The sequence below is a fragment of the Lonsdalea britannica genome, from assembly GCF_946477055.1.
Lineage (GTDB): Bacteria > Pseudomonadota > Gammaproteobacteria > Enterobacterales > Enterobacteriaceae > Lonsdalea > Lonsdalea britannica_A.
Map to the genome: position 1 here is coordinate 1 of NZ_CAMKXG010000017.1, position 24041 is coordinate 24041.

Annotated in this window: 25 protein-coding genes; 17 read left to right on the forward strand and 8 right to left on the reverse strand. The window is 54.5% G+C overall.

Going from position 1 to position 24041, the window contains the following annotated elements; translation table 11 throughout:
- The first annotated feature begins 276 nt into the window (after nucleotides 1-276).
- Both mltA and tcdA read left to right on the forward strand, forming a co-directional pair.
- On the forward strand, nucleotides 277-1452 hold the full coding sequence (gene mltA / locus Q7O77_RS02590; RefSeq protein WP_304163287.1) for a murein transglycosylase A: 1176 nt from the start codon (nucleotides 277-279) through the stop codon (nucleotides 1450-1452).
- Nucleotides 1453-1622: 170 nt separating this feature from the next.
- Nucleotides 1623-2435 carry a tRNA cyclic N6-threonylcarbamoyladenosine(37) synthase TcdA gene (gene tcdA, locus Q7O77_RS02595; protein WP_304163289.1) on the forward strand — a complete coding sequence of 271 codons (813 nt, stop codon included), beginning with the start codon at nucleotides 1623-1625 and terminating at the stop codon, nucleotides 2433-2435.
- Here the strand turns inward: tcdA and csdE are convergent, their stop codons facing one another.
- Both csdE and csdA read right to left on the reverse strand, forming a co-directional pair.
- Nucleotides 2436-2879 (reverse strand): cysteine desulfurase sulfur acceptor subunit CsdE, encoded by a 444-nt coding sequence (gene csdE, locus Q7O77_RS02600; RefSeq protein ID WP_304163291.1) that lies wholly within the window; start codon nucleotides 2877-2879, stop codon nucleotides 2436-2438. It lies immediately after the preceding gene.
- A gap of 5 nt (nucleotides 2880-2884) precedes the next feature.
- Nucleotides 2885-4090 carry a cysteine desulfurase CsdA gene (gene csdA, locus Q7O77_RS02605; protein WP_304163293.1) on the reverse strand — a complete coding sequence of 402 codons (1206 nt, stop codon included), beginning with the start codon at nucleotides 4088-4090 and terminating at the stop codon, nucleotides 2885-2887.
- Between the two features lie 184 nt (nucleotides 4091-4274).
- Between csdA and Q7O77_RS02610 the strand changes: the two genes are divergently transcribed.
- From Q7O77_RS02610 to rlmM, 4 genes are all read left to right on the forward strand, one after another.
- Nucleotides 4275-4496, forward strand: a complete 222-nt coding sequence (locus Q7O77_RS02610; RefSeq protein ID WP_085651480.1) for a YgdI/YgdR family lipoprotein — start codon at nucleotides 4275-4277, stop codon at nucleotides 4494-4496.
- A 350-nt stretch (nucleotides 4497-4846) separates the two neighbouring features.
- Entirely contained in the window at nucleotides 4847-5776 is a 930-nt protein-coding gene (locus Q7O77_RS02615) for a transcriptional regulator GcvA (protein WP_304163297.1), read from the forward strand.
- Between the two features lie 52 nt (nucleotides 5777-5828).
- Nucleotides 5829-6224, forward strand: coding sequence for a DUF423 domain-containing protein (locus Q7O77_RS02620; protein WP_304163331.1), 396 nt, complete (start codon nucleotides 5829-5831; stop codon nucleotides 6222-6224).
- Nucleotides 6217-7317, forward strand: coding sequence for a 23S rRNA (cytidine(2498)-2'-O)-methyltransferase RlmM (rlmM, locus tag Q7O77_RS02625; RefSeq protein WP_304163299.1), 1101 nt, complete (start codon nucleotides 6217-6219; stop codon nucleotides 7315-7317). Before Q7O77_RS02620 ends, rlmM begins: the two co-directional genes overlap by 8 nt.
- A gap of 19 nt (nucleotides 7318-7336) precedes the next feature.
- Here rlmM and xni read toward each other — a convergent pair whose 3' ends face one another.
- Nucleotides 7337-8101 (reverse strand): flap endonuclease Xni, encoded by a 765-nt coding sequence (gene xni / locus Q7O77_RS02630; protein WP_304163301.1) that lies wholly within the window; start codon nucleotides 8099-8101, stop codon nucleotides 7337-7339.
- 73 nt (nucleotides 8102-8174) lie between these two features.
- On the reverse strand, nucleotides 8175-9539 hold the full coding sequence (gene ppnN / locus Q7O77_RS02635; RefSeq protein ID WP_304163303.1) for a nucleotide 5'-monophosphate nucleosidase PpnN: 1365 nt from the start codon (nucleotides 9537-9539) through the stop codon (nucleotides 8175-8177).
- 227 nt (nucleotides 9540-9766) lie between these two features.
- On the opposite strand from ppnN, the gene syd reads away from it, so the two are divergent.
- From syd to Q7O77_RS02655, 4 genes are all read left to right on the forward strand, one after another.
- The gene (gene syd / locus Q7O77_RS02640) at nucleotides 9767-10321 is read left to right on the forward strand and encodes a SecY-interacting protein (protein WP_304163333.1); all 555 of its coding nucleotides are present in this window, start codon (nucleotides 9767-9769) and stop codon (nucleotides 10319-10321) included.
- Nucleotides 10322-10987: 666 nt separating this feature from the next.
- Entirely contained in the window at nucleotides 10988-11308 is a 321-nt protein-coding gene (locus Q7O77_RS02645) for a YqcC family protein (RefSeq protein ID WP_304163305.1), read from the forward strand.
- A 4-nt stretch (nucleotides 11309-11312) separates the two neighbouring features.
- Nucleotides 11313-12068, forward strand: a complete 756-nt coding sequence (truC, locus tag Q7O77_RS02650) for a tRNA pseudouridine(65) synthase TruC (protein ID WP_304163335.1) — start codon at nucleotides 11313-11315, stop codon at nucleotides 12066-12068.
- A gap of 46 nt (nucleotides 12069-12114) precedes the next feature.
- Nucleotides 12115-12573: a flavodoxin gene (locus Q7O77_RS02655; RefSeq protein ID WP_304163307.1), complete on the forward strand. Its 459-nt coding sequence runs from the start codon at nucleotides 12115-12117 to the stop codon at nucleotides 12571-12573.
- Nucleotides 12574-12675: 102 nt separating this feature from the next.
- On the opposite strand, the gene Q7O77_RS02660 is transcribed toward Q7O77_RS02655, so the two are convergent.
- The 4 genes from Q7O77_RS02660 to map all read right to left on the reverse strand — a co-directional run bounded on the left by Q7O77_RS02660 (nucleotide 12676) and on the right by map (nucleotide 17580).
- The gene (locus Q7O77_RS02660) at nucleotides 12676-13065 is read right to left on the reverse strand and encodes a DUF3461 family protein (protein WP_026742930.1); all 390 of its coding nucleotides are present in this window, start codon (nucleotides 13063-13065) and stop codon (nucleotides 12676-12678) included.
- 121 nt (nucleotides 13066-13186) lie between these two features.
- Nucleotides 13187-14011 carry a 2,3,4,5-tetrahydropyridine-2,6-dicarboxylate N-succinyltransferase gene (dapD, locus tag Q7O77_RS02665; protein ID WP_304163311.1) on the reverse strand — a complete coding sequence of 275 codons (825 nt, stop codon included), beginning with the start codon at nucleotides 14009-14011 and terminating at the stop codon, nucleotides 13187-13189.
- A gap of 39 nt (nucleotides 14012-14050) precedes the next feature.
- Nucleotides 14051-16744, reverse strand: a complete 2694-nt coding sequence (gene glnD / locus Q7O77_RS02670; protein WP_304163313.1) for a bifunctional uridylyltransferase/uridylyl-removing protein GlnD — start codon at nucleotides 16742-16744, stop codon at nucleotides 14051-14053.
- Nucleotides 16745-16785: 41 nt separating this feature from the next.
- Nucleotides 16786-17580 carry a type I methionyl aminopeptidase gene (gene map / locus Q7O77_RS02675; protein ID WP_304163314.1) on the reverse strand — a complete coding sequence of 265 codons (795 nt, stop codon included), beginning with the start codon at nucleotides 17578-17580 and terminating at the stop codon, nucleotides 16786-16788.
- Nucleotides 17581-17922: 342 nt separating this feature from the next.
- Between map and rpsB the strand changes: the two genes are divergently transcribed.
- The 7 genes from rpsB to Q7O77_RS02710 form a co-directional block, all read left to right on the forward strand.
- Nucleotides 17923-18648: a 30S ribosomal protein S2 gene (gene rpsB / locus Q7O77_RS02680; protein WP_026738759.1), complete on the forward strand. Its 726-nt coding sequence runs from the start codon at nucleotides 17923-17925 to the stop codon at nucleotides 18646-18648.
- Nucleotides 18649-18760: 112 nt separating this feature from the next.
- A complete protein-coding gene (tsf, locus tag Q7O77_RS02685) occupies nucleotides 18761-19618 on the forward strand; it encodes a translation elongation factor Ts (protein WP_304163319.1) in 858 nt (285 codons plus the stop codon).
- A gap of 143 nt (nucleotides 19619-19761) precedes the next feature.
- Nucleotides 19762-20493 carry a UMP kinase gene (pyrH, locus tag Q7O77_RS02690; protein ID WP_026738761.1) on the forward strand — a complete coding sequence of 244 codons (732 nt, stop codon included), beginning with the start codon at nucleotides 19762-19764 and terminating at the stop codon, nucleotides 20491-20493.
- Between the two features lie 135 nt (nucleotides 20494-20628).
- Nucleotides 20629-21186 carry a ribosome recycling factor gene (gene frr / locus Q7O77_RS02695; RefSeq protein ID WP_085653116.1) on the forward strand — a complete coding sequence of 186 codons (558 nt, stop codon included), beginning with the start codon at nucleotides 20629-20631 and terminating at the stop codon, nucleotides 21184-21186.
- A 200-nt stretch (nucleotides 21187-21386) separates the two neighbouring features.
- Nucleotides 21387-22580 carry a 1-deoxy-D-xylulose-5-phosphate reductoisomerase gene (gene ispC, locus Q7O77_RS02700; RefSeq protein WP_304163327.1) on the forward strand — a complete coding sequence of 398 codons (1194 nt, stop codon included), beginning with the start codon at nucleotides 21387-21389 and terminating at the stop codon, nucleotides 22578-22580.
- A gap of 189 nt (nucleotides 22581-22769) precedes the next feature.
- Nucleotides 22770-23531: a (2E,6E)-farnesyl-diphosphate-specific ditrans,polycis-undecaprenyl-diphosphate synthase gene (gene ispU, locus Q7O77_RS02705; protein ID WP_085653114.1), complete on the forward strand. Its 762-nt coding sequence runs from the start codon at nucleotides 22770-22772 to the stop codon at nucleotides 23529-23531.
- Between the two features lie 9 nt (nucleotides 23532-23540).
- Nucleotides 23541-24041 (forward strand): phosphatidate cytidylyltransferase (locus Q7O77_RS02710; protein WP_304163329.1); only part of this gene is annotated, 501 nt, incomplete at its 3' end.

Sequence of the window (24041 nt, forward strand, 5' to 3'; positions counted from 1 at the left end):
CGACCTTCGGGTTATGAGCCCGACGAGCTACCAGGCTGCTCCACCCCGCGTCCGTGGAAGCGCACTATACTCCCCAAGCGTTTCTATGCAACCCCTTTTTAGCAAAAATCCATGATTTCACTTGTCTTTGTTTGTTTCTTCATCTATTACCGCAAAACAGGTAGGGATATTGTTTACGCGGAACGGCGCGGTTTGGGGTGTTGGTCGCATTTCATTTTACTGACCCGTTTGCTATCGTTTCGCGTTGGACACCACTTATGAAGAGAGCGCGGAACAATGAAAGGATGGCGGGGCAGTTATGTGTTAGTCGGCTTAGTGATCGCCGTGTTGGCGGGATGTCAGAGTCGACCTACCGATCAGGGTCAGCAGTATAAAGACGGGCATCTCACTCAGCCTCTGAAAATGGTGAACGAGCCGAACACGCACGGCAAGCCGATCAACGCCGGCGACTTCGCCAGTCAGGTTACGCACATTCAGACGGATTCTCCCACGCTCTATAGCAACAATAACGCCACGTTCCAGGCCATTCAAAACTGGATGCTATCAGGCGGCGATACGCGCGAACTCAACAAGTTCGGTCTGGGCTCCTGGCAGATGGAAGGGGTAGACGGCTTCGGCAACGTGCAGTTCACCGGCTACTACACTCCGGTGGTGCAGGCACGCTACACCCGGCAAGGGGAGTTTCAGTACCCTATCTACGGCATGCCGTCGCGGGGTAAGAAAAACCGTCGTCTTCCGGATCGCGCGGGCATTTACGCGGGCGCGCTCGGCAATGCTCCGATTCTGGGCTGGAGCAACTCTTTAATGGATAACTTCATGATGGAAGTGCAGGGGAGCGGGTACGTCGACTTCGGTGACGGCCGTCCTCTGACGTTCTTTGCTTACGCAGGCAAAAATGGTCATGCCTATCGCAGCATCGGCAAAGTCCTGATCGATGAAGGTGAAGTCGCGAAAGAAAATATGTCGATGCAGGCAATCCGTCACTGGGCGGATACCCATTCCGAACAGGACGTTCGTCAACTGCTGGAACAGAATCCTTCCTTTGTGTTCTTCAAACCGATGGATGCGGCGTTAGTACGTGGTGCCAGCGCGGTGCCTCTGGTTGCCAAGGCGTCGGTCGCCTCCGACCGATCGTTGATCCCTGAAGGGAGCGTGCTGCTGGCGGAAGTTCCGCTGTTGGATAATCAGGGCAAGTTTAACGGCAAATATGAAATGCGCCTGATGATCGCGTTGGATGTCGGCGGTGCGATCAAGGGACAGCACTTCGACATCTATCAGGGGATCGGCCCTGACGCGGGTCATGCCGCCGGTTTTTATAACCACTACGGGCGAGTCTGGGTGTTGCGTAACACGCAACCGCAAAGTTCAGAGCTGCTGCTGAGCTCTGCGCCAGCGCAGACAACCAACGGCGGATTACTGGGAAAGCCACCGGTGGTGACCTTCTCTGAGTAATGACATCACGAAGCGGGCGCCGTGCCCGCTTCGTCATCTTTGCGCTCTGAACGCGAATTCTCTACAAAGCTGACATTTCGTTTTATCTCTTACTCCGCAAATGTGTCGCGCTGCGTTATTATCCTCGCCGTTTGTTTTCTCCAGGTCGTTACCCGTTAAGGTGGTTAGTCATGAGTTCACTGTTATCTGAAAGCTATCTGCAGCGTTTCGGCGGTACCGCCCGGCTGTACGGACAGCAGGCGCTGTCGCTGTTCGCCGAGGCGCACGTCTGCGTGATTGGTATCGGTGGCGTCGGCTCCTGGGCGGCGGAAGCGCTGGCGCGTACGGGTATCGGTGCCATCACCTTGATTGATATGGACGATGTCTGCGTCAGTAATACCAATCGACAGATTCATGCGCTGCGTCAGCATACCGGTCAGCCGAAAACGGAAGTGATGGCGGAGCGAATTTTCGCGATCAACCCGGAGTGCCGCGTGACCTGCGTGGATGACTTCATCAGTCCGGATAACATGGCAGAGTTGTTGAATCACGAATTCAGCTACGTGATTGATGCCATCGACAGCGTGAGGGCGAAAGCCGCGTTGTTAGCTTACTGCCGACGTAACAAGATCCCGGTCGTCACGACCGGCGGCGCTGGCGGGCAGATCGATCCCACGCGTATCGCCGTCGTGGATCTGGCTAAAACCATTCAGGATCCGCTGGCGGCCAAGCTGCGTGAGCGTCTCAAGCATGATTTTAATGTCGTGAAGAACAGTAAAGGAAAGCTGGGTATCGACTGCGTATTTTCCAGTGAAGCGCTGGTTTACCCTCAGCTGGACGGCAGCGTTTGTGCGTCCAAACAGACCGCTGATGGCGTGAAACGGATGGATTGTGCGTCCGGATTCGGCGCGGCGACAATGGTGACCGCCACCTTTGGATTTGTGGCGGTTTCACATGCGTTAAAGAAAATGATGGCGAAAGCTCAGCGTCAAACCAGCCTGTAATCAGGACTCTTGACGCACAATGTCCTTAATTCTGGCGGCCAGCGCCGCCAGTCCGGCTGAGCGTGACGCGCTCAGCTGAGCTTTCAGCGCCAATGTCTCCAGCAGCGCCAGCGGGTCTTGCTGTTGCAATTGCGCCGCGGTTTTTCCTTCAATTCCTGTAAGCAATATCGCCAGCAACCCACGAACGATGCGCCCATCGCTGTCGCCGTAGAAATGCAGCGTTCCAGACGCTGTTCGTTCGTACCCTAACCACACCTGATTCTCACACCCGGATAATGCAATGGCGGACTGCTTTTTGTCTTCAGGTAATGGGGGAAGCTGTTTGGCCAGCAAAATGATCTGGCGATAGCGATCTTCCCAACTGCGGCAAGCGCTGAAACGCTGGCGCAGATCGTCTTCGGTGATGTCGCTGCCAAAAGGGTGATGAGTCGGATTCGAAGTCATGTGGTTTAGTCCAGCAGCAGGTCGAGCGCTTTGCGCGACGCGGCGAGTAATTGCGCCACGTCTTGCTCATTATTATAAGGAGAGAAAGAGGCCCGCAGGGTGCCTTTCACGCCGAGGGCGTTCATCAGCGGTTGAGCGCAGTGATGCCCGGCGCGCAGCGCGATGCCCTCTTCCGCCAGCAGGGCGACAAGATCGCTGTGGTGTACGTCGCTGAATGTAAAGGACAGCAGGCTGCTACCAGCGCTGCGCCAACTGCGAAAACCGGGCAGCGTCATCAGGGATTGCTCCGCCTGTTCGGCCAATGCGACGCTGTGCTGTTCCGCTGCGTCGCGGTCGTAGGTGTTGAGCCATTCGAGGGTAGCCGAGAGACCGATAACGCCCGCGATATGCGGTGTTCCTGCTTCAAATTTCTGCGGGCTGTCTTGCGGGATAAAACCGTCGAAAGAGACTTCCTGCATCATCTTACCGCCGCCTTGCCAGGGCGGCATGTCGGCTAACAGCTCGGGTTTGCCATACAGGACGCCGATGCCGGTGGGGCCATATAGCTTGTGCGCAGAAAACGCATAAAAATCGATATCTAAAGCCGAGACATCGATGGACGTATGCACGATCCCCTGCGCGCCATCGACCACAACGACGGCGCCAGCCTGATGCGCGAGCGTAATGGCGCGCTGCAGGTTCGGTTGTCCACCGGTGACATTGGACATCTGAGTGATCGCCAGAATGCGCGTTCGGGACGACAGCAAAGAGGGCAGGCGTTCAACGTCCGGCAGCAGGTCGTCGCCTAGCGGCAGTTTCACGACGCTCGCGCCGGTTTGCCGGGCCACCATCAGCCAAGGTAACAGGTTGGCGTGATGCTCGGCTTCGCTGATCACGATCTCGTCGCCGGGGGCGAGCAAAGGGCGGGCAAAACTTTGTGCGACCAGATTGATGGATTCCGTCGCCCCTCGCGTCCAGATCACGCTGCGTGGATCGGGCGCGCCGATCAGTGTCGCCACCTGCTGCCGTGTGTCCTCAAAGCACTGGGTCAGTCGTTGCGCCTCGCGATGTTGGCTGCGATGCACGTTGCCGCTTGGCAAGCCGTAATAGCGGCCCACGGCGTCGATCATCGACTGAGGTTTGAGCGCGGTCGCAGCGCTGTCCAGGTAGACGCCGGGCTGCTGAAGCGCTGGGAACTGTTGGCGAAAGTGGGGGGCGTTAAACGGTATCATGACTGTCCTCTATTCAGGGGGCAGATCCTGTCCCATTTTTCAGGCGTAAACAAGTTTCGGACAATACTTACACGTTCTCAGTGGCAAAAACGAGGCGGGTTGCTACGCTTAATAGTGTCAAGTTGTGGAATTTAATGGCGTTCAATAGAAGATATTAAACTTATAAAACTACTCGGAGTGTAATATGAAGAATAAAATATCAATCATTGCGGCCATTGTGATGGCCTTCTCTGTGGTGGCCTGCTCCAGCAACTATGTCCTGCACACCAACGATGGACGGACCATCATCTCGGACGGCAAACCGAAAGTGGACAATGATACCGGCCTGATCAGCTACACCGATGCTTTTGGTCACGAACAGCAGATCAACCGTTCCGATGTGAAACAGATGACGGAAGTGAAATAAACCGTCTCGACGCTCATCAGCGAGTTGCATCAATGAAAAAAAAGCACCGCAATCTTGCGGTGCCTTACACAATATTGTGAATAGACAGGGGAAAAACAGGAAATGAAAAGGTAGCAGAGCTACCTTGTCTGAAATTCAGACGGTAAATAGCAAACACAACATCACATCCACAAGCCAAAAGCACTTCGGTTACCCCTCCGTACTTTTCGTTCCGACTCAGGAAGTGGCGCTAATATAGGTATTTGCTGGTGCATCCTCAACGGACAATTTATAATGTCTCGGATTAAAAAAACTAATGAGTTATCACACGTCAGACCCGCGCTGACAGGCCCGAGCCAAGAATCCGATCTATGTCAAAACGACTACCCCCTCTTAATGCGCTGCGCGTGTTTGATGCCGCCGCCCGCCACTTGAGTTTTACCAAAGCAGCGGAAGAGCTGTTTGTGACTCAGGCTGCCGTAAGCCATCAAATTAAATCCCTCGAAGATTTTCTCGGCCTTAAATTATTTCGTCGTCGCAATCGATCGCTGCTGCTGACGGAAGAAGGACAGAGCTACTTTCTGGACATCAAAGAAATCTTCCTCGCCCTGAATGACGCCACGCGCAAGCTGCAGGCGCGCAGCGCCAAAGGGGCGTTGACGGTGAGTATGCTGCCGAGTTTCGCCATCCATTGGCTCGTGCCCCGGCTGTCCAGTTTCAACGCCGACTATCCGGGGATTGATGTCCGCATTCAGGCGGTATCGCGAGAGGAAGATCACCGTCTGGCGGATGATGTCGACGTGGCGATTTTTTATGGTCGAGGCAACTGGCCGGGACTGCGGGTGGAGAAACTTTACGCGGAGTATTTATTGCCGGTTTGCTCTCCTCAATTGCTGACGGGAGAGCACCCGCTGAATGTGCCGGACGATTTGGTTCGCCATACTTTATTGCATGATGCTTCCCGCCGTGACTGGCTCACTTATACGCGGCAATTGGGCGTTCAGCAGATCAACGTTCAGCAGGGGCCGATATTCAGTCATAGCGCGATGGTGTTACAGGCGGCGATCCACGGTCAGGGGATCGCGCTGGCGAATAATGTGATGGCGCAGACGGAAATCGAAGCGGGCAGATTGGTGTGTCCGTTCAATGATGTTCTGGTGAGTAAAAACGCTTTTTATCTGGTATGTCATGACAGTCAGGCAGAACTGGGTAAAATAGCCGCCTTTCGCCAGTGGATACTGGCGCGTGCGGCGAGCGAACAGGAGAAATTCCGCTTCCGCTATGACAGCGGCTCGCGCTGAATCTTCGGGATTCGAGCACCTTGTTTACCTCAAAAGAAAATGGATAACGATGATGAATAGTCGTTTCATGCTGATTTTCGCGGCCATCAGTGGATTTATATATGTCGCTCTAGGCGCGTTCGGCGCTCATGTCCTAAGCCGTACGCTCGGCGAAGCCGAACTGGATTGGCTTCATACCGGGCTGCAGTATCAGGCCGTACATACGCTAGCGATTCTGGCCTTGAGCGTGGCCATGTACCAACGCGCCAACGTATGGTTTTACTGGAGCGCGGCGCTTCTCGGGTTGGGTACGGTGTTGTTTAGCGGCAGCTTGTACTGTCTGGCGCTGTCCCAGCTGAGGCTATGGGCCTATGTTACGCCGGTGGGCGGCGTTTGCTTCCTGGGTGGCTGGTTATTGTTGTTGATAGGCGCTCTGCGCCAGAAAAGAAAGGCTGACTCGCATGAATAAAGTCATTTTGTACTGCCGTCCCGGCTTTGAAAAAGAGTGTGCGGCGGAAATTACCGATAAAGCCGCACAGCATAACGTTTACGGCTTCGTGCGCGTCAAGGACAACAGCGGCTACGTCATTTTTGAGTGCTATCAGTATGAAGATGCCGATCGCCTGATTAAGGATTTACCGTTCAAGAGCCTGATCTTTGCCCGCCAGATGATGGTATGCGGTGAGCTGTTGCGCGACCTGCCGCAGGAAGACCGCATCTCGCCGATCGTCGGCATGCTGACCGGCGTGTTGGAGCGTGCGGGTGAACTGCGTGTTGAGGTGCCGGACACCAACGAAAGCAAAGAACTGATGAAGTTCTGCCGCAAATTCACCGTGCCGCTGCGCGCAGCGTTGCGTGAAAGTAAGATATTGCTACCGCAAGAAAAACCGGGTCGACCGGTGATCCACGTGCTGTTTATCGCACCGGGCTGTTGCTACGTTGGTTACTCCTACAGCAACAACCACTCTCCGTTCTACATGGGGATCCCGCGCCTCAAGTTTCCGGCGGATGCGCCGAGCCGTTCCACGCTCAAACTGGAAGAGGCTTTTCACGTCTTCATCCCGGCGGATGAATGGGAAGAGCGATTGGGCAGCGGCATGTACGCGGTGGATCTGGGCGCCTGTCCCGGCGGCTGGACCTATCAGCTGGTCAAGCGCAGCATGATGGTTCATGCGGTGGATAACGGACTTATGGCGCAGAGCCTGATGGACACCGGTCAGGTCATTCATCATCAGGCAGACGGTTTCCGGTTCGAACCGCCGCGCAACAACGTGTACTGGCTGGTGTGCGATATGGTGGAGAAGCCGGCCAAAGTCACCAACCTGATGGCCGACTGGCTGGTGAAAGGCTGGTGCCGTGAAGTGATTTTCAACCTCAAGCTACCGATGAAAAAACGCTATGAGGAAGTGAATCAGAATCTGGAGCTGCTGATGGAACGCCTGCATGAAAACGGCATCAATGCGGAAGCTCATGCCAAACAGCTCTATCACGATCGTGAGGAAATCACGATTCACGCTCGACGGATCTGGAGTGCGGTCCCCGGTCGTCGCGACGAGCGTTAAGACGGCGGCGGCGGGTTTTCTAGCCCGCCGTCGACGGCAGTCGGAGCTGCTGCAAATTACCGTTCAACGTCAGATCGGTTTTTAGCGTGGCGACCTGGCGACAAATCCAGGCCGCTTCCCGCTGCGGCTCCAGCTTTTTACGCCACTTCTCCGGCAGTTGTTCCAACTGCTGATAAAGCTGTTCCAATGACCCCGCCTGTTGCAGGAGCTGTGCTGCGGTTTTGGCGCCAATACCGCTGACTCCGGGGATCTTGCTGCTGCTAATACCCGCCAATCCCCAATAGTCGGGGAGCTGCTGCGGGGTAACGCCAAACTCCTGGCGGATAAAAGGCACATCCAACCAGCGTTTTTGAAAGTAATCCCGAATCTGAATTGTCGGCGCCAACAGCTGGCAATATCCCTTGTCTGTTGACACGATGGTGGCCTGATGGCCCAGAGCGGCAACCTTGCAGGCCAGGGTCGCGGCTAAATCATCCGCTTCATCTCCGGGGGAGTGCCAGCTCTCAACGCCCAGTTCCCGAAAAGCCTCTTTGATTTTCGGCAACTCCTGATGCAGTGAATCAGGCATCGGAGTACGTCCGGCTTTGTAATCAGGTAACAGCTGGTGACGCCAGCTTGAGGCTCTCTGTTCGTCGTCGAATACGGCGACAGCATGGGTCGGCTGGCTGTTTTGCAACAGCAGGTTCAGCGCATGCTGGCAGGCAGGTAAACAGGGGGAGCCCTGTACGGCATGAATGCGCCTGATAAGGTTCAGCGCATCCACAATCAATAGGTGCAAGGGCATGATTCGTCTCCGCGAATAAAACTCTCTGCCCCCGCCCGGTGGAGTGTGGGGCGACGGCAGAGAAGACATCTTGTCAGGTCAAAATTTCATAACAGGGGATGTAGGTGCTGCCCGGCAACTTCATGCGCTGCTGCGCAACGAAGCCTTGTAGCAGGCGGTCCATGTTTTTCATGATTTCTGCGTTGCCATCAAGCTTATATGGGCCGAATTGTTCGATGGCCTGAATGCCGCCTTCTTTGACGTTGCCCGCCACGATACCCGAAAACGCTTTGCGCAGCGCGGCGGCAAGCTGTTCGTTCGGTTGGTCCGGATGCAGGTGCAGATTCGCCATGTTTTCGTGCGTAGGCTCGAAAGGTATCTGCAAATCAGGAGCGATACGCAGCGACCAGTTGAAGCTATAGGCATCGCCGGTATGGCGGCGGTGCTCTTTCACCAGCGGCATCGACTTCTTCATCTCGCGCGCGACTTCAGCGGCATCATTGATGATGATGCTGTAGTAGCGGCGGGCCTGACGTCCCAGCGTACTGACGATGAATTCGTCCAGCACCCGAAAATAATCCGCGCTTTCTTCCGGTCCCGTCAGAATGATCGGCAATACTTGCTCGCTGTTGGCCGGATCCATCATGATCCCCAGCAGATACAGGAACTCCTCCGCCGTGCCGACGCCGCCCGGGAAAATAATGATCCCATGACCGATGCGAACAAAGGCTTCCAGCCGTTTTTCAATATCTGGCATGATGATCAGTTCGTTGACGAGCGGGTTAGGTGGCTCGGCCGCGATGATGGAAGGTTCAGTCATGCCGATGAACCGGCCGTCTTTGTAGCGCTGCTGAGCATGGCCTACGGCGGCGCCTTTCATGGGCGCTTCCATCGCGCCGGGTCCGCAGCCGGTGCAGATATTCAACTCGCGGAGCCCAAGCTGGCTGCCTACACGGCGAGCATACTGATACTCTTTTTCGTTGATGGAGTGACCGCCCCAGCAAACAACCATGTTGGGTTCTTCGCCCACGTGCAGCGCACGCGCGTTGCGAAGAATGGAAAAGACGATGTTGGTGATATGCGTCGAATTTTCCAGATCGAGGTTCTGATACTGCCCCGTTTGCGTGATCTGCCCGTTGACGAACAGAATATCGCGCAGGACGGCGAACAGGTTGGCCTGCAAGGAACGAATCAGCTGACCATCCACAAACGCCTCTTCAGGCGGGTTAACCAGTTCAAGCTTCACGCCGCGTTCACGTCGCAGCACATTGATATCGAAATTCTCGAAACGGGAGAGTAATTCTTTGCTGTTGTCCGTCTGGCTGCCGGAGTTCAATACGGCCAGCGAACAGTTACGAAATAAGCGGTAAAGGTCGCTGCTGGCGCTGCTTTTAAGCCTGTCTACTTCCAACTGCGACAGCAAATCCATAGACCCGAGCGGGCTGATATGTGTAATCAATTTTGCTCCTTGATACGTAGGGTATGACGTCGGTTCTTTAATCGGACTTTTTTTGATTCGCCTCTTCACCTTAACGTGAGCTAATCATTTTGCCAATCTTCGACAGCGCCGTGACGTCGGCACTGCGCGGCGTTACGCACTTTGGCCGAGATGCGCTCGACGACCGGCCGCACTCTCAGGTTACAATGCGGGGTAGTGTAACCCGACCGGTAGAGTAATGAAGAATGATGGATCAACACGTGTTGCAGGCGTTAACCGATTTTACCCAGCGCTATGTGCGTCGCTGGCAGGATCATGAGGGGCATCCTCCCGCCTCTGAAGCGCTGTATGGCATTCCCTCGCCCTGTATCGTCGCCACTCATGACGAACAGGTGCAGTGGTTGCCACAGTCAGGCGGAGAGCACAAACATCTGGATGGCGTCGAACGTGCGATGGACATCCAACTGCATCCCGATGCGCACGTGTTCTACACCAGCCAGTATGCCGGAGATATGGAGGCATGCTTCGACGATATTCATTGCACATTGTTACAGGCATGGAGCGAGGACGACCTTATCCGCATGCAGGAAAATCTGATCGGCCATCTGGTGACGCAGAAGCGGCGTAAGCTGCCGCCGACGCTGTTTTTAGCGACGACGGCGTCGGAAATGACGTTAATCTCGCTGTGCAATAGAAGTGGGGAAATCATCCTCGAAGAGTTCGGAACGCAGAAAAGACGTGTACTTGCCGCGACATTATCTGAATTTTTATATAAGCTTCAGCCATTGATTCAGAATTACTGAAGCGTGTTTCGCTTTTCAGTGTGTGAGAAATATCTCACAATGGGTGTAGGTTATCGCTTATATTTTATATTAATATAGTGTGAAAATTACAATTAACCATTATTTTTCAATGATTTGAATTTTATGGCATTGGAAAAGACTGAATGGAAGGTATGTTGCTCTGAATTAGGGGCTTGCCGATTCGCTTTAATTAATACATCTTATTATTCGCCAGGCAACATGGTAACAGGACGACGTAATACCGTTGTTTAATGATTATGCGTCCGTTCCAGCCGAAATGCTTCAGGATGAAATGTTTTCAGGATGAAAGCACGGACACCTCCATGATGGAGAATGGGAGCCGGCTTGGACATGCTGGTGGGGCAGGAGCCTAAAGGGAACGAGATCAGGACGATCGCGAGGGAACGGCAGTCAGGGAAGAAAGAGGGATCGCCAGCGAAGGAATTGCGGGTCGGGATGACCACAAAGGAAAAGTTTTCAAGGATGAGCAGGGACGCAACTGTGTAGCGGGATTGCTATAAAACGAATCGGGGGTACTGAGCAATCAGTACCCCCATTTTTTTGTGCCAGCGACATCTCGGCGCGAGGATATTTCGCAGGATGCCTCCGCGTGGCATCAATGTTATCCTTTGCCGCCCTACCGTTAGTCTGTTTGAGACCCCTGATATGAGTGAAGATATGCAGCTTCGGCAAGCCTTGTTGGCTGTTGAACACGCCCTGAAAGAAAGTGAACTGTGGCAGAGCAAGCCGCCGGAGGCGGAGGCCTTCTCCAGCGCCGAGCCTTTCTGCGTGGATACCATGGAAGCCCAACAGTGGCTGCAGTGGGTGCTGCTGCCTCGTATGCATGCCTTGCTGGATAGCGGGGCGCCATTGCCTGAGCGTTTTGCTATTCACCCCTATTTCGAAATGGCGTTCGAAGGACGCGAAGAGGAATTACAGACTCTTTTGAACACGCTGCGCGAGCTGGATGGTTTCTTTGGAAAATAAACCGATGTTGGACATTCTTTATCAGGATGATTATCTGGTGGCCGTCAACAAGCCTCCCGGATGGTTGGTACACCGTAGCTGGCTCGACCGCAAAGAGAAAGTGGTGGTCATGCAAACGGTGCGTGACCAGATCGGTCAGCACGTCTACACCGTGCATCGGCTTGACCGGCCGACTTCCGGCGTTCTACTGCTAGCGCTTTCCAGCGATGTCGCTCGCCAGCTGTCCTCGTTATTTGAACAGCATGATCTCCAAAAAACTTATCACGCCGTAGTGCGCGGACATGTTTTTGATTCTGCTACCATTGACTATGCATTGACGGAAGAGCTGGACAAAATCGCGGACAAGTTCGCCAATCCCGATAAGGGACCACAGCCTGCGGTCAGCCATTATCGCGCGCTGGCTCAGGCGGACATGCCTGTCGCCATTGGCCGCTATCCGACGTCTCGCTACACGTTAATGGAACTGAAGCCGGAAAATGGGCGTAAGCATCAGCTTCGGCGGCATATGAGTCATATCCACCATCCCATTATCGGCGACAGCACGCACGGCGATTTGAAGCAGAATCGCGGTATGGCCGCCCACTTTGGCTGTTCGCGAATGATGCTGCACGCCAGCAGTCTGTCGCTGATCCACCCTGTGACGGGTGAGCCACTGGAGCTTAAAGCGCGCTGGGATGAAACCTGGCAGAGTGTGATGTCGCAGTTCGGTTGGGAGGGTATTCTCCCTGATTTTGAAAGGGTTGAGTTTCCCGCGGCCTGAGGTCAGGATAGCGGGGTTAAATCTGTCTGATTGAGGGAGTCGCGTCATGGCGCAGATCGGTATTTTTGTTGGCACCGTTTACGGTAACGCGTTGTTGGTAGCAGAAGAAGCGGAAAATATTCTCAGAGAACGCGGGCACGAAGTGAAAATCTTCGAGGGTGCCTCGCTGGAAGACTGGCTGACGTATCGTGAGCAGCAGGTGCTGGTTGTGACCTCCACGACCGGGCAGGGGGAACTGCCTGAGTCCATCGTGTCGTTGTACACGGCGTTGCGCGACACCTGCGGGCCTTTACCTGACATGGGCTATGGCCTGATTGCACTCGGCGACAGCAGCTATGACGTCTACTGCGGCGGCGGGCGTCAATTCGATGCTTTGCTGCAAGAGCTGGGGGCTGAGCGAATCGGCGAGCGATTAGAGATTGACGCCACCGAACAGCCGGAGCCGGAAGTCGTGTCCTGTGCATGGGTTGAAACCTGGGCTGACCTGCTGGAAAGCCGCGCCTAAGGTTGACCTAGTCGGTGTAGTGCATAAGTAGCACATAAACAGCATAAAAAAACGGGGCTTCGGCCCCGTTTTGCTGCATAGCGCAAGATGCGGATAGATGTCTTAACGGTTTTTGGTCAGTTTTTCCAAATCGGACTCAATCTCGCTGATCTTGTTGGTGACAACGCTTTCCAGATGACGTAAATCAGCCAGAATTTTGCGTTTCAGGTCGACTTCGATCTGTTCGCGCTGACAGATCTGATCAAGCTCATCAACGACATAACGGAGATTGGGACTGATTTCATTAATTTCCCGGAAGCCTTGTCCCGCATTGTCCGCCGCAATGGTTTTGCGCTGACGGGGATATTTGAATTTCACGCTTTTGGCGAAGAACTCGCCTTTGTCTTTGCGGAAATAAATTTTCAGAATGTCATTGCTGGCTTCCTGCCGCAGGCTATAACGGTCGATATCTTCCGGGTTGCTGATCCCGAGGCTCTTCAGATTGTCATACATAGCATCACCTCTTCCTGTTCTAAGCCATGCTACATTTTTATGCAATGCAGCGGGTCCGTATGCGCGTTGTCCCGACCGAACATAAAAATGGCGGGTCATTCACCCGCCAAATGTATGTTTATCAGTCGATGGTGCGCAACAGCTCGTTGATGCCCACTTTACCGCGGGTTTTCGCATCGACTTTCTTCACGATCACGGCGCAGTACAAGCTGTGGCTGCCATCTTTGGAAGGCATGTTGCCGGAAACAACAACAGAGCCTGCCGGTACGCGACCGAAGTGGACTTCGCCGGTTTCGCGGTCATAAATGCGGGTACTCTGGCTAATGAATACGCCCATTGAAATGACGGAGCCTTCTTCGACGATGACGCCTTCCACGACTTCGGAACGTGCGCCGATGAAGCAGTTGTCTTCAATGATGGTCGGGTTGGCCTGCAGAGGTTCCAGAACGCCGCCGATGCCGACGCCGCCGGACAGGTGGACGTTTTTACCGATCTGCGCGCAAGAGCCTACGGTAACCCAGGTATCTACCATCGTGCCTTCATCGACATAGGCGCCGATGTTGACGTACGAAGGCATCAGGACGGTATTACGCGCGATAAAGGCGCCCTGACGAACGCTGGCTGGCGGCGCGACACGGAAACCTTCGCGCTGGAAGCGTGCTTCGTCGTAGTCGGCGAATTTCATCGGCACTTTGTCGTAGTAACGTGTTTCGTTGCCATCGATGACGCGGTTTTCATTGATACGGAAGGAAAGCAGTACGGCTTTCTTCAGCCACTGATGAGTGACCCACTGACCGTCGATTTTCTCTGCGACACGCAGTGCGCCGCTGTCCAGCAGGTTGATGGCCTGATTGACCGCTTCACGCGTGACGGTATCTGCATTAGCCGGAGTGATTTCTGCGCGGCGTTCGAAGGCTGTTTCGATGACGTTTTGTAATTGCTGCATCCTGACTCTCTATCTCGTGATTACTAAGGTAATAATTAATTAACACAAGCCTACTTTATCGTTTGGGTTGAGGGCCTCTGTCAACCGTTGTTGCAATTTAAGCTGCAATTCGGGGCTCAATGCTCGGCGATCGTTGTCCGCCAGAATAAATAAATCCTCTACGCGTTCGCCGATGGTGGAAATACGCGCGCCGTGCAGTGATATATGCAGTTCGGCGAAGACCTCGCCGACCTGAGCCAACAGGCCGGGCTGGTCAAGCGCGACCAATTCCATGTAGCTGCGGCGATCGGTGTGTGTCGTCGGCAGGAAGCCGACTTCAGTCTCGACGCTGAAATGACGGAGCTTGGACGATGTGCGACGAACGCGGGGAGAGTGGTAATCCTTCTGCGTCAGCGCCTGCTCAATCGCCAGGCGAATCATGTTATGACGATCCTGCGCTACCGGGTTGCCCTCCGGCTCCAGCACGATGAAGGTATCCATCGCCATCCCGTCACGGCTGGTAAAGATTTGCGCATCATGAACGTTCAGATTACGGCGATCCAGCTCGCCTGCGACGGTGGCGAACAGATAAGGGCGGTCGGGACTCCAGATAAAGATCTCCGTGCCGCCGCGTGTGGTGTCATCCCCGATCAGCACCAGCGGTTTGCTGGGGTCGTGGTTCACCAGATGAAGGGCGTGCCAGGCCAGCTGATTGGGCGTATGGCGCAGGAAATAGTCAGCGCGACAGCGGCTCCAAATCTCATTCAGCGCAGTTTCGTCAATGTTATCCATACGCAGCAGCGCCAGCGCCTGCTGACGATGGTGCCGTACCCGCTTCCGAAGGTCGGGTGAGTGTTGCATCCCACGTCGTAACTGCTTCTCGGTGGCGAAGTACAGCTCGTGCAACAGACTCTGTTTCCAGCTGTTCCACAACGTTTCGTTGGTGGCACAGATGTCGGCGACCGTCAGATTGATCAGGTAGCGCAGGCGGGTTTCGCTTTGCACTTCCTCGGCGAACTGTTGAATAACGGCAGGATCCTGAATATCGCGACGTTGGGCGGTGACCGACATCATCAGATGACAGCGTACCAGCCACGAAACCAGCTGCGCCTCGCGCAGGTTCAGTCCGTGCAATGCCGCGAACTCCAGCGCGTCTTTCGCGCCTAGCTCAGAGTGATCGCCGCCGCGTCCTTTGGCGATGTCATGGAACAACGCGGCCAGCAACAGCAGCTCGGGCTGTGGCAATCGGGGGTATAGTTTCACACACAGCGGATGTTCTTTCAGCGTTGACTCATCGGCGAAGCTTTCCAGCTTGAGCAAGACGCGAATCGTATGCTCGTCCACGGTGTAGGCGTGAAACAAGTCGAACTGCATCTGGCCAACGATATTGCTCCACTGCGGCATATAGGCCCACAGTACGCTGTGTCGGTGCATCGGCAACAGCGCCTGACTGACCGCTCGCGGGTGGCGCAGAATGTTCATGAACAGGCTGCGGGCCTCCGGGATGGTACACAAGGGGCTGGCAAGGTGACGACGGGCGTAACGCAGTCGGCGCAGCGTCGTCGAATAGATGCCGGTGATCTCGGGATGACGCACCATGGCATAAAACATGCGCATGATGGCTTCAGGTTTATTATCGAATAGCGTTTCATCCTGCAAATCAATCAGTGTACCGCGCAGCTGGAACTCGCTGTCCAGCATCCGCGGCTTTTCATGCGGATCCAGCGCCAGAATGGCTTCATCGAACAGCTGAAGCAGCATCTGGTTAAGCTCGTACACTCGTCGCGTGACCCGGAAGAAGTCTTTCATCATGCGCTCGACGGGCGCGTTTCCTTCTCCCTGATACTGCAACAGTTGCGCTACGTTCAACTGGCGGTCGAACAACAATCGGTTGTCATAGCGGCTCAGCAGCGAGTGCAGGGCGAAGCGGATGCGCCACAGAAAGCTTTGGCATTCGTTGAGTTCATTGCGCTCGGCTTCCGTCAGGAACCCAAAGCCGACCATTTCATTCAGCGACGTCGCGCCGAAGTGGCGGCGTGCGACCCAAAGTAGGGTATGGATATCGCGCAGGCCGCCGGGGCTGCTTTTAATATCCGGCTCCAGGTTGTAGCTGGTGCCATGATAGCGCTGATGACGCTCGCGTTGTTCGGCGACCTTGGCGGCGAAGAAAGAGGCCGACGGCCAAAAGTCATCGCTGAAAATGTGTTTCTGCAACGACAGAAACAGGGCGACGTCGCCGCAGATCATGCGAGATTCGATCAGGTTGGTCGAGACGGAGATATCCGCTCGACCTTCTTCCAGACACTCGTCCAACGTGCGTACGCTGTGGCCGACTTCCAGCCGCAGATCCCAGAGTAGGGTAATCAACTGGCTGACGGCCTGGGACTGCGCTTCGTCAAACCCATCACGGCTCAGAACCAGCAGATCGATATCAGAGAGCGGATGCAGCTCTCCGCGCCCGTAGCCGCCGACGGCAACCAAAGCGGTTTGCTCCGCGCTGTCTAAATGGTAGAAGTGCCACAGTCGCTGCAGCAGGCGATCGATGAACTGTGTACGGGCGTCGATCAGGGTTTCCGCGCTGACGCCGGCCTTGAACTCATCCGTTAGCCATATCTGGAACTGTTCCAGATGCTGTTTCAGCGTCTGGCGTTCCAGCATGTCGTCGCTGAAGGTCAGCGGAGATTGGGGGGCGGGGTGGGCCGTCGTTGGCGTCCCGTGAGAGATGTGCGGCAGGTCCTGATCGATTTCGTTCATGTACGGCGCCCATAAAAAAGCCGGCGATTGCCGGCAGCTGTTTATTCCTGATGCGTGATGATTTTTGGGATGGTGTCATCCTTACGCAACGTCATTATTTCGCATCCGTCTTCTGTCACCACAATAGTATGCTCATACTGCGCCGACAAGCTGCGATCTTTGGTTTTCACCGTCCAACCGTCTTTCATGGTGCGAATGCGGAAATCGCCGGCATTGACCATCGGCTCGATGGTGAAGGCCATACCGGGTTTCAATACAACGCCGCCATCATCTGCATCATAGTGCAGAACCTGCGGTTCTTCGTGGAAGCCGGTGCCGATACCGTGTCCGCAGTATTCGCGCACGACAGAGAAATCCTGAGCTTCAACGAACTGCTGAATGGCTTTGCCGAGTGAACGCAGACGAATGCCGGGTTTTACCATCTTTATCGCCAGATACAGGCTGTCCTGCGTGACGCGGCACAGACGTTCGCCCAGAATCGTAGGCTTGCCGACGATGAACATTTTGGAGGTATCGCCGTGGAAACCATCTTTGATCACCGTCACGTCGATATTGACGATGTCACCGTCTTTGAGATGTTTCTCGTCGGAGGGAATGCCGTGGCAGATGACTTCATTGATGGAGATGCACACCGACTTGGGAAAGCCGTGGTAACCCAGACAGGCTGAAATCGCATGCTGCTTGTTGGTGATGTGATCGTGACAAATGCGATCCAGTTCACCCGTAGTGACTCCCGGTACGACGTGAGGCTCGATGATTTCAAGCACTTCAGCCGCCAGTCGCCCAGCTACGCGCATTTTTTCAATATCTTCCGGAGTTTTAATAGAAATAGCCATTGAGTGTGTCCGCAGGTGTGAATGTTCCTAACGAAAATAGGGTCAGCAAAGAGTGACTTATGGTATCAGCCCTGCCAGGGACTGCCAAATCATCATTGGCGCGCGGGCGCAAAAGCGCAAGTAAAGTTGGTGTCAGTGGGCTGTTTATGGTATAAAGCGCGCCGGTGATCCGGCTGGCTGGCGATCAATCGCTGATCTCTCCTTCGGATGACTAAATACTCACTATGTGTAAATAACACACACGTGTCGGCACATTTGCCGGGGTGCTCTGTAGCTTGCTGCGGGGTCGGCATAATGGGACACGTGGAGGCATAACCCCATACTTAATTTATAGAGGTAATCATGGCAACTGTTTCCATGCGCGACATGCTCAAGGCTGGCGTACACTTTGGTCACCAGACCCGTTACTGGAACCCGAAAATGAAGCCGTTCATCTTCGGTGCTCGTAACAAAGTTCACATCATCAACCTTGAAAAAACCGTACCGATGTTCAACGACGCACTGGCTGAGCTGAGCAAAATCTCTTCTCGCAAGGGCAAAATCCTGTTCGTTGGTACCAAACGCGCAGCAAGCGAAGCGGTAAAAGAAGCTGCTACCAACTGCGATCAGTTCTTCGTGAACCATCGCTGGCTGGGCGGCATGCTGACTAACTGGAAAACAGTTCGTCAGTCCATCAAACGTTTGAAAGATCTGGAAACGCAGTCTCAGGACGGCACTTTCGATAAGCTGACCAAGAAAGAAGCCCTGGTTCGTACTCGTGAACTGGACAAGCTGGAAAACAGCCTGGGCGGTATCAAAGACATGGGCGGTCTGCCTGACGCGCTGTTTGTGATCGACGCCGATCACGAACACATTGCGATCAAAGAAGCTAACAACCTGGGTATCCCGGTATTCTCTATCGTTGATACCAACTCCGATCCCGATGGCGTTGACTACATTATCCCTGGTAACGATGACGCCATCCGCGCCGTTAGCCTGTACCTGAATGCCGTTGCCGCAGCAGTGCGCGAAGGCCGTTCTCAGGACCTGGTTGAGCAGGCTGAAGAGAGCTTCGTCGAAGCTGAATAATAAGGCTGGCTCTGTCGAGCCCTTATTAACCAGGTATTGATATATGTTGGTTAGGGGGCCTGTAAAGGCCCCCTTTTACTTATCTCCCCCATGAGATAACGAGGAAAAGATAATGGCTGAAATTACCGCTGCCCTGGTAAAAGAACTGCGCGAACGTACTGGCGCAGGCATGATGGAATGTAAAAAAGCGCTGGTTGAAGCGAATGGCGACATTGAGCTGGCCATCGACAACATGCGTAAATCTGGCCAGGCTAAAGCTGCCAAGAAAGCGGGTCGTGTTGCTGCTGAAGGCATCATCCTGACCAAGATTTCTGCAGACGGCAAATACGGCGTCATCGCTGAACTGAACTGTGAAACTGACTTTGTTGCCAAAGATGCCGGTTTCAAAGCGTTCGGTGAAGAAGTGGCTACCGCTGCTCTGAACGATCGCACGACTGACGTTGAAGAACTGAAAGCCAAATTTGAAGATCAGCGTACTGCGCTGGTGGCTAAAATCGGTGAAAACATCAATATCCGCCGCATCTCCGTACTGTCCGGCGACGCGCTGGGTTCTTACCTGCACGGCGCGCGCATCGGCGTTATGGTTGCCGCAACGGGTGCAGACGAAGAGCTGATCAAGCACATCGCTATGCACATCGCTGCCAGCAAGCCTGAATACGTGAAGGCTGAAGATGTTCCGGCTGACGTTGTCGCTCGTGAGCACCAGATCCAGCTGGACATCGCCATGCAGTCCGGCAAACCGCGTGAAATCGCAGAAAAAATGGTCGAAGGCCGTATGCGTAAATTCACCGGCGAAATCTCTCTGTCCGGCCAGCACTTCGTGATGGACCCGAGCAAAACCGTCGGCCAGCTGCTGAAAGAGCACAACGCAGACGTCACCAGCTTCATTCGTTATGAAGTGGGTGAAGGTATTGAGAAAGCTGAAGTTGACTTTGCTGCTGAAGTTGCAGCAATGAGCAAGCAGTCTTAATAAAAAAGAGGAGCCGCCGGTTGGCGGTTCCTTTTTATCCAGCCCAAAGAGTTCATTACATCGGGTAGCTCGCTATTCTGCGAAACCGGGTGTAGCAGTGTAACCATCCCCAATACGACGACAGCCTGTTAGGACAAAACACCATGGCAACCAACGCAAAACCCGTATATCAACGTATCCTGCTCAAGCTCAGCGGCGAAGCCCTGCAAGGCGCGGACGGTTTCGGTATTGATGCTAGCATTCTGGATCGCATGGCTCAGGAAGTGAAAGAACTGGTTGAGCTGGGCATTCAGGTCGGTGTGGTTATCGGCGGCGGCAACCTGTTCCGCGGCGCTGGGCTTGCCAAAGCGGGAATGAACCGTGTTGTGGGCGACCATATGGGGATGCTGGCGACGGTAATGAACGGTCTGGCGATGCGTGATGCCCTGCACCGTGCCTACGTCAATGCTCGACTGATGTCGGCGATCCCGCTGAACGGCGTGTGCGATAACTACAGTTGGGCCGAGGCCATCAGCCTGCTGCGCAACAACCGCGTTGTCATTTTCTCCGCTGGCACCGGCAACCCGTTCTTCACTACTGACTCCGCAGCGTGTCTGCGCGGCATTGAGATCGAAGCCGACGTGGTATTGAAGGCAACTAAAGTCGATGGCGTTTACTCTGCCGATCCGGTAAAAGATCCCAATGCGACGTTGTACGAAACGCTGGACTACCAGGATGTACTGGAACGTGAGCTGAAGGTCATGGATCTTGCCGCATTTACGCTGGCGCGAGACCACAATCTGCCGATCCGCGTGTTCAACATGAACAAACCCGGCGCGCTGCGTCGTGTGGTGATGGGTGAAAAAGAAGGCACGTTGATCAGTAATAACGGCTAACGTCAAAGTAAGGTAATATCCTGCTTCGGCGATACAAGATAGCGCTATCTCTGCCCGCTACGGCTGGCATAAATTATTCACCGGATCATGCTAAGGCGTGATCTGACAGGCAACCAGTTTTCAAGGGTTCACAACGTGATTAATGAAATCAGAAAAGATGCTGATACTCGCATGGATAAATGCGTAGAGGTTTTCAAAAACCAAATCAGTAAAGTCCGCACCGGACGAGCTTCTCCCAGCCTGCTGGACGGCATCCATGTAGAATATTACGGTAGCGCGACGCCGCTGCGTCAGGTCGCCAACGTGGTTGCGGAAGATGCCCGTACGCTGGCTGTGACGGTCTTCGATCGCTCTTTGAGCGCGGCTGTTGAAAAAGCGATCATGGCGTCCGATCTGGGTCTGAACCCGATGTCCGCTGGTACGGTCATTCGTGTACCGCTGCCTGCGCTGACTGAAGAACGCCGTAAAGATCTGATCAAAGTGGTTCGCGGCGAAGCCGAACAGGGCCGCGTCTCCGTACGTAACGTGCGTCGCGATGCGAACGACAAGCTGAAGGCACAGTTGAAAGACAAAACCATCAGCGAAGACGAAGAACGCCGTGCTCAGGACGATATTCAGAAGCTGACTGACAGCTTTATCAAGAAAATCGACACTGCGCTGGCTGACAAAGAAAAAGAACTGATGGATTTCTAAATCCGTCAGTCAGGACAGCGCCGCCAGTAGGTGAAGGGTCACCCCTCCCTCTCGCGGCGCTTTATTTTTTATGCTTCCTTGATTCAGGTTTGGCGGTATCTATACCGGTTCAACCGGCATTGCCGACAGCAATGAAAGAGTCGTATTCCCGCCTGCTGCCACATCTGACAATCAATCGCTGTATGTATTAGAGCACCCCTATGAAGAAGCTGACAATTTTGGGTTCAACCGGTTCGATCGGCATGAGTACGCTCGCTGTGGTCAAGGCGAATCCGAACGACTTTTCGGTGAAAGCGCTGGTCGCCGGACGCAATGTGCCGCGAATGGTGGAACAGTGTCTGGCGTTTCGCCCTGAATTTGCTGCGATGGCGGATGAAAACAGCGCGAGCGAACTGCGTCGACAGCTGAAAGAGCAGGGTTGTAAAACCGAGGTGCTGTGCGGTGAGCAGGGCGCTTGCGAGTTAGCCAGCCTTGATGGCGTCGACCAGGTTATGGCGGCCATCGTGGGGGCGGCAGGACTATTGCCGACGCTGGCGGCGATTCGCGCGGGTAAGCAGGTACTATTGGCGAATAAAGAGTCGCTCGTGACCTGCGGACACCTGTTCATGCGTGAAGTTGCGGCTAACCGAGCCCAACTGCTGCCTATCGACAGCGAACATAATGCTATTTTTCAGAGTTTACCTGAGCAAATTCAGCATCAGCTGGGTTACGCTGACTTGATGGATTACGGCGTTGAACAGATTGTCCTTACCGGTTCCGGTGGTCCTTTCCGTGATACCGCGCTGGCGGACCTGAGGGCGATGACGCCCGATCAGGCTTGCGCTCATCCCAACTGGTCGATGGGACGCAAGATTTCCGTGGATTCTGCGACCATGATGAACAAAGGTCTCGAATACATCGAAGCCCGCTGGTTGTTCAACGCATCGGATGAGCAGATGGAAGTGGTGATTCACCCTCAGTCGGTCATCCATTCCATGGTGCGTTATCGGGACGGCAGCGTATTGGCGCAGTTGGGATCTCCGGATATGCGGACGCCCATTGCACACGCGATGGCTTATCCGGCACGTGTAGCCTCTGGGGCGCCGAAGCTGGATTTTTGCCAACTGGGCGCGCTGACGTTTTCGGCTCCGGATTATCAGCGATATCCTTGTCTGACATTGGCGATAGAAGCCTGTAACCACGGTCAGGCGGCGACAACGGCGTTGAATGCCGCTAATGAGGTCGTCGTTGAGGCTTTTCTGCAGTCGGCTATCCGTTTTACGGATATCGCGCAGCTTAACCGACGGGTTCTGGAACAGCTGGTACTGCCGGAACCCGACAGTGTGGATGATGTGCTCGCCATCGACCGCTGGGCAAGGATACAGACACGGCAGGAACTGCAGCACTACCGCTGATTTGGCGAGGGTGCGCGTTTGTGGCACGTGTTTTGAAATGGTATAGTCTGCGCCGCTAGGTGTAGGCTGTTTACGTGATAAGCCAATGGCAACGATAAGCTGTGTAAGTTCACGGCTTTTTTTGCGCTGCCAGGTCCGATGACTGAAAGAACCTATCGATATTCTTGCTTGAGGAAATCAGTACACGCTATGCCCTCCAAAAATCAACAAGGCAGCCAAAGCCAGCAGTCATGCAGTCCTCGTCATGTCGCCATCATCATGGATGGTAACGGACGTTGGGCGAAGCAGCGGGGTAAACTACGCGTTTTTGGCCATCAGGCGGGAGTCAAATCCGTTCGCCGGGCAGTCAGTTTCGCCGCCCGTCATCAGTTGAATGCTCTGACGCTCTATGCGTTCAGTAGCGAGAACTGGAGTCGACCGGCGCAAGAAGTCTCTGCGCTCATGCAGCTGTTTATGCGGGCGCTGGATAGCGAAGTAAAAAGCCTGCACAAACATAATGTGAGGTTGCGCATTATTGGCGACATGAGTCGCTTTAGTTCCCGTTTGCAGGAGCGTATCCGTCTTTCGGAGGAGCTCACTGCGAATAATACCGGTCTGACCCTGAATATTGCTGCGAATTATGGCGGCCGTTGGGATATCATTCAGGGAGTCCGACAAATCGCCGAGCAGGTCCAGGAAGGTGCGCTGCGTCCCGATACCATCGATGAAGCCACCCTGTGCCAGTACACCTGCCTTAACGAGCAGGCGCCGGTTGATTTAGTAATAAGAACGGGCGGAGAACATCGCATCAGCAACTTTTTATTGTGGCAAATAGCCTATGCTGAATTGTATTTTACCGATGTCCTCTGGCCCGATTTTGATGAAGAAGTCTTTGAAGGTGCGCTGAATGCTTTTGCTCAACGAGAGCGTCGCTTCGGAGGAACCACGCCTAACGATGTCGTTGCATCCTAGGGGGACCTTTTGCTGAAGTATCGCTTGATTACTGCTTTAATTCTTATTCCTGCTGTTATTGCCGCGCTCTTTTTCCTGCCGCTGCTGGGATTCTCTTTGGTGACGTTGGCCGTTTGCATGCTGGCCGCCTGGGAGTGGGGACAGCTGGCTGGATTCGTTTCGTACAGTCAACGTATCTGGCTGGCGCTGCTCTTTGGGCTGCTGCTGGCCGTAATGCTGTTGACGATGCCTGCCTACCAACGTTCGGTACATGTGGTGCAGATCGCGGCGTCTCTGTGGTCCTCCGCAGCCTGGTGGTGTCTGGCGCTGGTGATGGTGCTGTCCTATCCGGCATCGGCTCTGGCCTGGCGGCATTCACGCATACTGCGGCTGGTCGCCGGCATGCTGACCATCATCCCGTTCTTTTGGGGCATGGTGACGCTGCGCCAACTGGGTTACGAAGCCAACTCATTTACCGGTGCGTGGTGGCTGCTGTACGTCATGTTGCTGGTGTGGGGCGCAGACAGTGGC

What these genes read in the sequence shown, in the direction of transcription:
- mltA (WP_304163287.1), top strand. Translation starts at nt 277, where the DNA reads ATGAAAGGATGGCGGGGCAGTTATGTGTTAGTCGGCTTAGTGATCGCC.
- tcdA (WP_304163289.1), top strand. Translation starts at nt 1,623, where the DNA reads ATGAGTTCACTGTTATCTGAAAGCTATCTGCAGCGTTTCGGCGGTACC.
- csdE (WP_304163291.1), bottom strand. Translation starts at nt 2,879, where the DNA reads ATGACTTCGAATCCGACTCATCACCCTTTTGGCAGCGACATCACCGAA.
- csdA (WP_304163293.1), bottom strand. Translation starts at nt 4,090, where the DNA reads ATGATACCGTTTAACGCCCCCCACTTTCGCCAACAGTTCCCAGCGCTT.
- Q7O77_RS02610 (WP_085651480.1), top strand. Translation starts at nt 4,275, where the DNA reads ATGAAGAATAAAATATCAATCATTGCGGCCATTGTGATGGCCTTCTCT.
- Q7O77_RS02615 (WP_304163297.1), top strand. Translation starts at nt 4,847, where the DNA reads ATGTCAAAACGACTACCCCCTCTTAATGCGCTGCGCGTGTTTGATGCC.
- Q7O77_RS02620 (WP_304163331.1), top strand. Translation starts at nt 5,829, where the DNA reads ATGAATAGTCGTTTCATGCTGATTTTCGCGGCCATCAGTGGATTTATA.
- rlmM (WP_304163299.1), top strand. Translation starts at nt 6,217, where the DNA reads ATGAATAAAGTCATTTTGTACTGCCGTCCCGGCTTTGAAAAAGAGTGT.
- xni (WP_304163301.1), bottom strand. Translation starts at nt 8,101, where the DNA reads ATGCCCTTGCACCTATTGATTGTGGATGCGCTGAACCTTATCAGGCGC.
- syd (WP_304163333.1), top strand. Translation starts at nt 9,767, where the DNA reads ATGGATCAACACGTGTTGCAGGCGTTAACCGATTTTACCCAGCGCTAT.
- Q7O77_RS02645 (WP_304163305.1), top strand. Translation starts at nt 10,988, where the DNA reads ATGAGTGAAGATATGCAGCTTCGGCAAGCCTTGTTGGCTGTTGAACAC.
- truC (WP_304163335.1), top strand. Translation starts at nt 11,313, where the DNA reads ATGTTGGACATTCTTTATCAGGATGATTATCTGGTGGCCGTCAACAAG.
- Q7O77_RS02655 (WP_304163307.1), top strand. Translation starts at nt 12,115, where the DNA reads ATGGCGCAGATCGGTATTTTTGTTGGCACCGTTTACGGTAACGCGTTG.
- Q7O77_RS02660 (WP_026742930.1), bottom strand. Translation starts at nt 13,065, where the DNA reads ATGTATGACAATCTGAAGAGCCTCGGGATCAGCAACCCGGAAGATATC.
- dapD (WP_304163311.1), bottom strand. Translation starts at nt 14,011, where the DNA reads ATGCAGCAATTACAAAACGTCATCGAAACAGCCTTCGAACGCCGCGCA.
- glnD (WP_304163313.1), bottom strand. Translation starts at nt 16,744, where the DNA reads ATGAACGAAATCGATCAGGACCTGCCGCACATCTCTCACGGGACGCCA.
- map (WP_304163314.1), bottom strand. Translation starts at nt 17,580, where the DNA reads ATGGCTATTTCTATTAAAACTCCGGAAGATATTGAAAAAATGCGCGTA.
- rpsB (WP_026738759.1), top strand. Translation starts at nt 17,923, where the DNA reads ATGGCAACTGTTTCCATGCGCGACATGCTCAAGGCTGGCGTACACTTT.
- tsf (WP_304163319.1), top strand. Translation starts at nt 18,761, where the DNA reads ATGGCTGAAATTACCGCTGCCCTGGTAAAAGAACTGCGCGAACGTACT.
- pyrH (WP_026738761.1), top strand. Translation starts at nt 19,762, where the DNA reads ATGGCAACCAACGCAAAACCCGTATATCAACGTATCCTGCTCAAGCTC.
- ispC (WP_304163327.1), top strand. Translation starts at nt 21,387, where the DNA reads ATGAAGAAGCTGACAATTTTGGGTTCAACCGGTTCGATCGGCATGAGT.
- ispU (WP_085653114.1), top strand. Translation starts at nt 22,770, where the DNA reads ATGCCCTCCAAAAATCAACAAGGCAGCCAAAGCCAGCAGTCATGCAGT.